The 9556-nt window shown below is 44.9% G+C and carries 10 protein-coding genes; 3 read left to right on the top strand and 7 right to left on the bottom strand.

Going from position 1 to position 9556, the window contains the following annotated elements; all coding sequences use genetic code 11:
- Positions 1-164 precede the first annotated feature (164 nt).
- Positions 165-1112, bottom strand: a complete 948-nt coding sequence (locus I8U17_RS17170; RefSeq protein WP_033102053.1) for an aldo/keto reductase — start codon at positions 1110-1112, stop codon at positions 165-167.
- Positions 1113-1542: 430 nt separating this feature from the next.
- Between I8U17_RS17170 and I8U17_RS17165 the strand changes: the two genes are divergently transcribed.
- Both I8U17_RS17165 and I8U17_RS17160 read left to right on the top strand, forming a co-directional pair.
- Positions 1543-2256, top strand: a complete 714-nt coding sequence (locus I8U17_RS17165; protein ID WP_198059896.1) for a response regulator transcription factor — start codon at positions 1543-1545, stop codon at positions 2254-2256.
- The gene (locus I8U17_RS17160; RefSeq protein ID WP_198059895.1) at positions 2257-3648 is read left to right on the top strand and encodes a sensor histidine kinase; all 1392 of its coding nucleotides are present in this window, start codon (positions 2257-2259) and stop codon (positions 3646-3648) included.
- A 235-nt stretch (positions 3649-3883) separates the two neighbouring features.
- Here the strand turns inward: I8U17_RS17160 and I8U17_RS17155 are convergent, their stop codons facing one another.
- From I8U17_RS17155 to I8U17_RS17145, 3 genes are read right to left on the bottom strand one after another with little or no spacing between them, the layout of a single operon-like run.
- A complete protein-coding gene (locus tag I8U17_RS17155) occupies positions 3884-4615 on the bottom strand; it encodes an ABC transporter permease (RefSeq protein WP_198059894.1) in 732 nt (243 codons plus the stop codon).
- A 12-nt stretch (positions 4616-4627) separates the two neighbouring features.
- Complete coding sequence (locus tag I8U17_RS17150) at positions 4628-5380, bottom strand: ABC transporter permease (RefSeq protein ID WP_198059893.1); 753 nt, start codon at positions 5378-5380, stop codon at positions 4628-4630.
- Positions 5377-6297 (bottom strand): ATP-binding cassette domain-containing protein, encoded by a 921-nt coding sequence (locus tag I8U17_RS17145; protein ID WP_198059892.1) that lies wholly within the window; start codon positions 6295-6297, stop codon positions 5377-5379. Before I8U17_RS17145 ends, I8U17_RS17150 begins: the two co-directional genes overlap by 4 nt.
- Positions 6298-6674: 377 nt before the next feature.
- On the opposite strand from I8U17_RS17145, the gene I8U17_RS17140 reads away from it, so the two are divergent.
- Complete coding sequence (locus tag I8U17_RS17140) at positions 6675-7469, top strand: carbohydrate deacetylase (protein WP_198059891.1); 795 nt, start codon at positions 6675-6677, stop codon at positions 7467-7469.
- Between the two features lie 46 nt (positions 7470-7515).
- On the opposite strand, the gene I8U17_RS17135 is transcribed toward I8U17_RS17140, so the two are convergent.
- From I8U17_RS17135 to I8U17_RS17125, 3 genes are all read right to left on the bottom strand, one after another.
- Entirely contained in the window at positions 7516-8127 is a 612-nt protein-coding gene (locus tag I8U17_RS17135; protein WP_198056225.1) for an NUDIX hydrolase, read from the bottom strand.
- 63 nt (positions 8128-8190) lie between these two features.
- Positions 8191-8592, bottom strand: a complete 402-nt coding sequence (locus tag I8U17_RS17130; protein ID WP_198056226.1) for a hypothetical protein — start codon at positions 8590-8592, stop codon at positions 8191-8193.
- Between the two features lie 59 nt (positions 8593-8651).
- Positions 8652-9425, bottom strand: a complete 774-nt coding sequence (locus tag I8U17_RS17125) for a MerR family transcriptional regulator (RefSeq protein ID WP_198059897.1) — start codon at positions 9423-9425, stop codon at positions 8652-8654.
- Positions 9426-9556: the final 131 nt, after the last annotated feature.

Raw genomic sequence — 9556 nt, 5'->3', positions numbered from 1 at the left:
GGTCACATCAGGTTTACTTTATCTGTATATATCCTAGAAATATACAAAACCCCATTCCTTTTCCGAAGAAAAGGGGGGGGTTTGTCATCAATCTCGGAGAAGGATTTTGATCCTCTCCTTTTCTTATTGGTCAACGGCTCAGCTTGATCAAGATAAAATACTCGCTAAAGTTCGCTTTTGACGGAGAAACGCTTTGCCATCTCGTTCAATCGGTGAAGATCCCTGTTGGTTAAGGTGATTTTCACCGCCTCGATATTTTCCCTCAGATACTTTCTTCGTTTGGTCCCTGGGATGGGCACAATATCATCCCCTTGAGACAATACCCAGGCCAAGGCAATTTGCGAAGCAGTTGCTTCCTTTTCTCTTGCGATTTTTTCAAGCTCCGTCACTAAGTTCAGGTTCTTTTTGAAGTTTTCCTCTTTAAATCGTGTGAAACGACGTCTGATATCATTCTGCGCAAAGTCATCGTATTCCTTGATTTTACCTGTTAAAAAACCATTTCCAAGCGGGCTGTAAGCGACAAGGCCAATTCCTGAATCACGGGCGACCGGCAGGATTTCCTCGACGTCTCTGTTCCATATGGAGTATTCCGTCTGTAAAGCTGTGATCGGATGCACGCTGACGGCACGGACTAAAAGATCAGCATCCACATTGGAAAGCCCGAGGAAGCGGACCTTTCCTTCTTTCACCAGATCTGCCATGGCTCCCACTGTTTCTTCGATCGGCACATTTGGATCCGGCATGTGCAGATAATAAAGGTCAATGTAATCCATCCCGAGCCTGCGCAAACTGCCTTCAATCGCTCTTCTTACATATCGGGGATGTCCGTTCAGCCCTGTTATATCCCCTTGTGCGTTGCGGACCACTCCAAATTTGGTTGAAACAATCGCTTCTGATCGGCGTCCCTTTAATGCTTTGCCAACAAGGATTTCATTTGCTCCCCCAACACCATACAGATCAGCTGTATCGAAAAAGTTGACGCCAAAATCAAACGCTTGATGAATGGTGGCAATCGCTTCCTTTTCATTTGTCTCTCCATAAAATTCGGACATGCCCATACAGCCGAGTCCGATAGCGGATACTTCCAAACTCCCTAATTTCCTTCTTTCCATCACCATTCACCTCCCTTGTCTCCAAACATGCTTTAAAAATATAGTTTATATCTCAAAAAAAGAATAGACTTTTTCTTCTCGTTGAGTTATCCTTATACTCAGAGTATGCCCTGAAACAGTCGCGTTTCGGGGCATTTGTTGTATAACGGTAAAGATCGGATCAGCCAATGCCTCCTTATACTATTCGAAATTTTCGTGTGTATGTATTGTAAACTGATTTGCATTTTGAATTAGTTTAGGTGAATATTAGGAATTGGCATTAAATAAATAAGGATCCATTGATGGGAGTCCGTTCATGTATCCTGACTGTGAAATCGTCCAAGCAGACGGAACTCAATGAGCGATTGAACTGTGGCTAGATCAATATGATGAATAATAGGTTCGCTTAAGGAATCCCCTATTCATGTATAATAAAATCGGGTGATACCGCATGGAGAATTTAAGAAACAAAAAAATATTAATTGTAGATGATGAAACGGAAATCAGAATTATGATTGAAAGATTTTTAAGAAAAGAGGGTTTTTTTCGCATTTATACAGCTGCCGACTGCGCTACAGCCCTATCGATCTGCAGCACAGGCAATCCGGATATTGCCATTCTCGATGTCATGCTGCCTGATGGAGATGGTTTCTTTCTTTTGTCTTCCATCAGACGTTTTTCGGATATGCCAGTCCTTTTTCTCTCCGCCCGGGGTGAGGATGAAGATCGGTTGCTCGGACTCGGTTTGGGTGCGGATGATTACATTGTGAAGCCGTTTCTGCCGCGCGAACTGGTATTGCGTCTGATGGCGATTTTAAAGCGAGTCTACTCTTCTCCCGTGGCGGAGCGTCTGCCTGTCTTCCAATTAGGGGAACAGATCATTGATTTGAATAGCGCGGTAGTGCACAGGAATCAAAATGAGATTCCATTGACGGCAAAGGAGCATGCTATTCTTGTAAAATTGTATGAAAACCAAGGTCGAATTGTCACAAGCGATGCCTTGTGCAAGGCTGTCTGGGGAGATGACAGCTACGGCTACGAAAATACATTAATGGTCCATATCAGACGGGTACGCGAAAAAATCGAGCCTGATCCCTCCAAACCGCTCTATCTTCTCACCGTCAGAGGGCTGGGATATAAACTGCTGGTTAAGGAGACAAGTTGAGTGGAAGGAATTATTCGCATATTACGCCGGTTTGTCACCACGACCATCTTTGTTTCGATATTTCTACTTATTTTTAACTTCGTACTGCTGGGCACACTGGTGTTCAAGAAATTTACCCAGCGCCCGTCTCCGGAAGGCGTGCTTAAGCAAGTGTCCCAAGGCTTGGTCAGACAGGACGACAGCTATCACCTCGATGAGCATGCCGCCAGGCTTTTGCAGCACAATCAGGCTTGGGCCATGTTACTCAATGAAGATGGACACGTGCAATGGAGCTACCATCTTCCTGATGATGTTCCTCGATCCTACAATCTAGTCGAGGTAGCCAAGTTCTCGCGTTATTATCTTATGGACTATCCAGTTTATATTTTTCAATATGGTGATGACCTGGTTGTGGTGGGGTATCTCAAGAAAAGCTACTGGAAGTATCAATTTAATTTTCTTTCCGATTGGTTAAGGTCGGTACCCCAACGGCTTATACTGCTGTCATTCATAAATGTGGGGCTGGCTCTCCTGATCTCTGTTGCGATTGGCACGCGTCTCATAAGAGGGATACGTCCACTTGTTACTGGAATCCACAATCTTGCCAAGGAGCAAATGGTCCAGTTAGATTCCAAGGGTATATTCGGTGATTTGGCCCGGAGTATTAATTCCGCCTCAGCTAAGCTACAAAACAAGACGGCTGCATTGAAGGCACGGGATGAAGCACGCTCCAATTGGATTGCCGGGATTTCTCATGATATCCGGACTCCACTCTCAATCATTCTCGGCTACGCAAGTGAAATGGAGGATAATTCAGATTTGCCGAAGGATCAGAGGCATCTAGCTGGTATCATACGGCGTCAGGGCGAGAAATTGCGCTCGCTTGTAAGCGACCTGAATCTGGTCTCCATGCTTGAGTATGAAATGCAACCTTTGCATTTAAAGCCCATTCGACTATCGGTTTTAGCGCGACAGGTTGCCACGGATTTTTTGAATAACGGATTGGATGACCGGTACAACATTGATTTGAAACTTACTGTTGAAGCAGTTCAGATCATCGGGGACGAGAAATTGCTGCTTCGGGCAATTCATAATCTTGTCCAAAACAGTATATGTCATAACCCTCAGGGTTGCAAAATCGTACTGGAAACCTCTCTATCCAGGGACAAATCCCAATATTACTTTATCGTAAGAGATAATGGACGGGGAATTCCACGGGAACAATTGATGGAAATTACCGAATTGCCCTATTCATCAAAGAGAAAGCGGGCTACCCGGGAAGGTCACGGTCTGGGGCTTCCCATGGTGTCAAGAATTATGCGGGCGCATCACGGTCGCCTTATTCTTTCAAGCGGCGTGGAACAAAGAGGTCTAAAAGCAGTTATGCAATTCCCTGTACAATCGAAGATATAAAGTGATCGTGGTAACCATTTATCATTAAAAAGTCGGTGGCATGGAATTTTGCACAACCAGTCAGATTGTCTCATCATGCATATTGTTTCGCATGCGCAATATTATTGTTACATTGGAAGGAGCATGTCGCGGACGGACAAGCTCCTTTTCTATCGAGTTGATAATTAAATTATTATTTCTATACATGAGATTACCCAGCCATATTTTTTTATCAGAAAATACCTCTTATGTGCAATCAGGATGATACAATATCATCGCTCCTCAACCAGCGAATAGACATCGATGCAAAAATAATAATGTAAGCCATATTCACCATCCAAGACAGAATGTTCTGTATATCAGTCAGCTTATTCTGGCTCAGCACGCACATGCCAATGGTGAGTAGCGAGAATGGGAAAAATATGCCCAGCTTGGCAGTATACATGGCCAGACCAATCAAGACCGCACACAGATTAATGCCGATCGGCGTAGCAAAGCTGCGGATCCTTAACGACAGTCCCAATTGCAGAGCGCTAATAGACAGAGAAACGTACCATCCGCGTATCGTCCAGCCTATAGTCTCTACAGGGAAAGGTCCGGGTAAGGTGAAGAGGTTACCTGCAAGCCAGTAGAGTGCCATGAAAAGTGCTTGAGCGAACAAAATTAAAATGCTGACAACAATCAATTTGGCTAGAAACACACTTGCGACCGATACTGGAGAGGCCAAAATCATATTCCAATTTCGGTTCAGATGCTCCAGCCTGCATACATAGGAACAGCAGATGGCGATCAGGATAGGAAGGAAAAACTCACCATAAAAAAGGCTGACCTGTGTCCACAGGCTGAACCAGCTATTTTGCAGGGCACCTTGGTTAAAATAATAATTCGTACATCCAATCAGCAGGCTTATGACAGGAAGTACAGCGAGTACAAGACCGATACGAGAATGCCGCAATTTAAGCCATTCAGCAGAAATACTCCGTTTCATCAGTTCCCCTCCTCAGATTTCCTTCCGTGTTACGTGGATGCTTCCAGCTATATAGAACAAGACGGTCATAGTCAGTGCGGCCACTAAGATCCCGGGGCTTACAGGTTGTGCTATATACTTACCTGAAAACTCAGCATATTGATAAGTAACCGGGCTGAGATCCAAATAATAAGACCAGATAAAGATATGTCTGGCAGTGGCAGGGAACAGTCCGGCAGTCATTCCGATGAAGCCGCCAAGCATGCCTAAGCACAGCGCAAAGGCCTGGTTTTTGATGGCAAAAGAAATCCATTGATGAAGTGCCGTAACTGCTAAAGTCGTCAGTAGGGTTCCCCAAATGAACCGGATCAGTAATTCGATAGGAAGAGGATCGGAAAAATGCTTTAACAGTCCAAACACGATCATGAGTATAGTCTGTGCAAGGATGCCATACAGGAGCAGACTATTGGTGCATATATACTTCGCTGCGTAGAGATGACCGCGGCCCACATTGGTAGCAACAAGCATTTTCCAGGTCGCTCCCTTGTGCTCCATATCACAAATCCGGGAGACGACAATGGCCGAAATAATCGGCATAAAAAGTCCATTCATGGAGGATATATTAAAAATGTCAGATTCCCAGACGGCTTGATCCGGATTACTGGCAATGGATCGGCTGATGGACATGAAGGCCCAAAACATCTCCACAACAAGAAATAATGTAATCATGATCCATATTTTTTTGCGGCGGATTTTGAAGTATTCAAGTCCTAATATTTTGATCACAAGCTCCTCTCCTTTCCCGTCAACTCTAGGAAAATATCCTCCAGACTTTTCTTCTGCTCCTCGATCCGTATGACAGGAATGTAATGTTCAACAAGCAGTCTGTTGATTTCCGCCACCTCCGTGTCCTCAAGATTGTCGAACTCAAGCCGGCTGCCGCTTTGGACCGGACTGTAGCCTTGAGTGAGAAGCAGATGCTCTGCTTTGGAATTGTCTCCGGTTTTTATAAAGATGGCGGTTCTGCTTTTTTGCCGCAGGCTTGCCATACTGCCCTGGAACAGCAGATTTCCTTCGCTGATAATGCCTACTGAAGTAGCGATCTGTTCGATCTCCGAAAGCAGGTGGCTGGAGAGCAATACAGTTATTCCATAACGTGCGGGCAATGATTTGATGAGCTCCCGGATTTCACCAATGCCTGCGGGATCAAGACCGTTCGTCGGCTCATCGAGGATCAGCAGCTCGGGGAAGGAGAGCAGGGCCATAGCGATTCCCAGCCGTTGCTTCATTCCGAGCGAATATTGTTCAGCTTTTTTGTGTTTATGATTTTCCAGCCTTACGATACGAAGCGCCTCATGTACGTTTTTATCTGGTACGTTTCGCAGACGCTGCATGACCTTCATATTCTCAAGTCCTGTTAGATGTCCGTAATAGGAGGGAGATTCAATCAGCGATCCGGTACGTTGCAGAATGGATGGGCGATGTTTGCTCATCAGGCTTTCCCCGAAAATTTTGATTTCCCCTTCTGAAGGCTTGATGAGTCCGAGCAGCATTTTTAGTGTAGTTGTTTTCCCCGCTCCGTTTGGACCCAGAAACCCGTAAATTTCTCCTTCTTGAACGTGAAGATTGACTTTATTTACACAATTAATATCCCCATATTTTTTGGACAGACCTTGTGTTTGCACAATAACTGAGGTACTCATATGAAAGTCAGCTCCATTCATTTCTTTTTAGATTTTTCTCCCTTTGGTTCAACTGTAATAAAACTACCTTTCCTCAGTCTGAAGAGAACCTTACACCAAGCTTAAATATTGGCTTAAACTAGAGTCTGTCTGGTGAATCAGTGCAAGTTCCAGATACCGGGAAATTAGAAGTGTTATTTACAGAACATTCAACTGTATGTACCATAAACCAATTTGCGTTTTGAATCAGTTGAACTGAATGTTATGGAAATAGTGTTTTTAAGTATTTTCCTCTTTGTCTATTTTGTTAAGTTCTGATTCCTTTTAATTAGTGATACAAACGATATGTTAAACTAATAGTAGAAAGAGATAAAAATAAAAGGGGATGAAACGAAACCATGCATCGTTTCCTGATTGTAAATGCAGATGATTTCGGCTTATCTGACGCAGTCAACCGTGGCATTGTTGAAGCTCATCAAAACGGGATTGTGACCAGTACCACGATCATGGCCAACATGCCCGGGTTTGACAATGCTGTCAGCCTTGCCAATGAACTGCCTGATCTCGGCATTGGCTTCCATTTTAACCTTACCTACGGCGCCCCTCTCCTTCCCCCGGAAGAAATCCCCTCGTTGGTTGACGATCAGGGGAACTTTCGGCCGATCTCAAGAGAAACAATCGAAAACTGGAAGACGGAAGACATTGCCAAGGAATTGGCCGCCCAATGGGAGAAAGTGAAAGCATCCGGGATCAAGATTACGCATTTGGATTCACATCATTATATTCAGATCATGCCGTCTGTCCGGTCGTTATTTCTTGAATTGGCAAAGAAAGAAAATTTGCCGACCCGGCATACGTTTACTTTGAACTTTCAAGAAATGAATATGCCCCTTGTTTCCAAGCGCTCAGAACTTCCTCCTTCCCACCCTGCTACGACCGAGTTTTTTATCGGGGATATTTATTTTCAGGAAGACAGGTTGAACAAGCTTCTGGGGCATTTGGAAAATCTGTCTGAAGGGCTGACTGAACTCAACTGCCACCCGGGTTATATCGACGATGATTTAAAGCGCCTGTCCGCCTGGACCGATTATCGGGTCACTGAATTGCAAACACTGACTCACCCGGAAGTGAAAAAACGCGTGCAAGAGTTGGGAATTCAACTGGTGCATTTCGGAACGGCCCGCCTTTCCTGAACAGACCGAGCGGCACTCTTTCTTGCGTGAGTGCCGCTTTTTCGCCTCAATCATGATGCGTTTTCCCCGATGCCGCCAATTGGATCATCATCTGTATTTGTTCCCCGGTAATCCGTTCGGTTGATAAATCGGGAAGATGATCAACCGGATAAAAAGCTGCTGCTTCCGTTTCGATGCTGCTGGACGGTTGGCCTCCGATCAGTCGTGCAAGAACAAAAATTTTATAAATGGAATACGGAGAAGGCGGGTGGTTGTACCGATTCCGATCCAAGATTGCGAGGATCCGCTCCGCCTCCACCTCATATCCGGACTCCTCTTTTACCTCTTTTACGATGTTCTCTCCCAAAGACAACCCGGGTTCCGCCCATCCCCCGGGAAGTGTCCAATTCCCGTCGCTCCTTTCCTTTACCAACAGAATGTGCTGATCTTGGAGGATCACTGCTCTCACGTCAATCTTCGGTGTCTGATAACCGGTTTCGTTCAAAAAAAGCTCTCTTACCCTTTTCATGGATGTTTCCGAATAGCGGGAGACCATGCATGCACTGATTTCTCTTAATTCCCGGTAGCGTTCCCGATCGAAGGGATCTTTGCAATAAGCCAGGCCTGATTGGGCAATCGCTTGAATTCGCTTTGCAATTTCCAGCCAAAAAGGTTCCATGCTTAACTCTCCTTTTTTGTATAGAAAAAAACCCACCATATTCATATGATGGGTTTTATCTGTTCAATTCCAAAAACGGGACCGGTCGGAAACTGAATATTTGACATACCAGTGGCTGTCAGGAGTCTCATTGACCAGTCGGAAGAAATAATAGCCGTCTTCGGGAACGGTATAAGGGGAATCGGCGTGGGAGACAAAATTGTATGCATTGCCAATACGGGTTTGCACAAGCGTCCCGTCTTTCTTGTAAAGTTCAATGCGAATATCAATATATTCACGATCAGCCAGATTGTCATTTTTAAAGTAGATCTCGCCCGCTTTGGCATAAAATACGCTTGTGCTGTGTTCTGATGTAACCACGGCTTTGCCTCTGACAAACGTAGCCGCATAGGATTGCTCGGATGACAAAACAAATACGAACAAAAACGCCAACAGACCTGCCAGTACCTTTTTGATCTTGTCCACCCCCTGTATTTAATTATTCGAATAACAGTCTCTTTTTGTGTCCGTGTCCCGGAATTTGATCAATTCATTTTGTCCGCAAAATGCTCCGCTGCCAAGCATAGATAATAAGCAAGACCAGTCTGTTGATTTTCAAGCATTTGACGATGGAAATCATCATCAAAAAAGAAGCGCGTCATTGCAGCAAAATCTCGCGGTGTTTCAATATGGTGACGTTGTTTGAGACCGGCTACATGTGAATCGATCAAGTGCTGAACATGGCTGTCAGTATGCTTGATCCCGCTCGCAAGGGCGCGGGCCATACCTGTGATGAATTGTTGGGCCTTTCTAGCCTCTTCATTCATCTCCTCGGGAACGATCGGTTTCTCTCCCAGGTCGTGGCCGTAGTTCTCTTTTAAATATTCAGTCTGCTCACGCATCGCGTTACGCCATTCTTCTTCCGTTTCAAAACCTTTAAACATGTCTGCTTGATCCATGGGTTCTCCTTTCTCGGCAGAGCGGATCGATTCGTTGATTGTTTGAATCAGGTCTGCTGTTCTTTCCATACGAGCCTGCAGCAGCCTTTTTTGCTCTTTCAGTATCCTTATCCGATCATGCTCGCCAGTCAAAATTTCTTTAATCTTCTTGAGAGGAAAGTCGAGTTCACGGTAAAACAGTATTTCCTGCAAACGCTCCAGTTCTTTCCTGCCGTAGAGGCGATAACCGGCATCGTTCACCTCGCAAGGCAGCAAAAGACCGATTTTATGATAATGATGCAATGTTTTCACCGTCACGTTCGCGATCTCGGAAATCTGTTTAACGGTATAGGGGTAAGTCCGAGATACGTGTAAAAATATACAGTTATAAATGGAAATTTGTCCCAAACCACAATAACACCAGCTCCCTTGCCTGTTTCACGTTAAGGGAGCTGGTTAGTTTATGACTTGCTATTCCACAATGCTAGTTGGCAGGATTAATTGTGGTTCTG

Source organism: Thermoactinomyces sp. CICC 10521 (assembly GCF_016055135.1).
Lineage (GTDB): Bacteria > Bacillota > Bacilli > Thermoactinomycetales > Thermoactinomycetaceae > Thermoactinomyces_A > Thermoactinomyces_A daqus.
Note: the sequence above shows the minus strand (reverse complement) of the source record. Positions and strands in the feature narration are given on the sequence as shown.

What these genes read in the sequence shown, in the direction of transcription:
- I8U17_RS17170 (WP_033102053.1), bottom strand. Translation starts at nt 1,112, where the DNA reads ATGGAAAGAAGGAAATTAGGGAGTTTGGAAGTATCCGCTATCGGACTC.
- I8U17_RS17165 (WP_198059896.1), top strand. Translation starts at nt 1,543, where the DNA reads ATGGAGAATTTAAGAAACAAAAAAATATTAATTGTAGATGATGAAACG.
- I8U17_RS17155 (WP_198059894.1), bottom strand. Translation starts at nt 4,615, where the DNA reads ATGAAACGGAGTATTTCTGCTGAATGGCTTAAATTGCGGCATTCTCGT.
- I8U17_RS17145 (WP_198059892.1), bottom strand. Translation starts at nt 6,297, where the DNA reads ATGAGTACCTCAGTTATTGTGCAAACACAAGGTCTGTCCAAAAAATAT.
- I8U17_RS17140 (WP_198059891.1), top strand. Translation starts at nt 6,675, where the DNA reads ATGCATCGTTTCCTGATTGTAAATGCAGATGATTTCGGCTTATCTGAC.
- I8U17_RS17135 (WP_198056225.1), bottom strand. Translation starts at nt 8,127, where the DNA reads ATGGAACCTTTTTGGCTGGAAATTGCAAAGCGAATTCAAGCGATTGCC.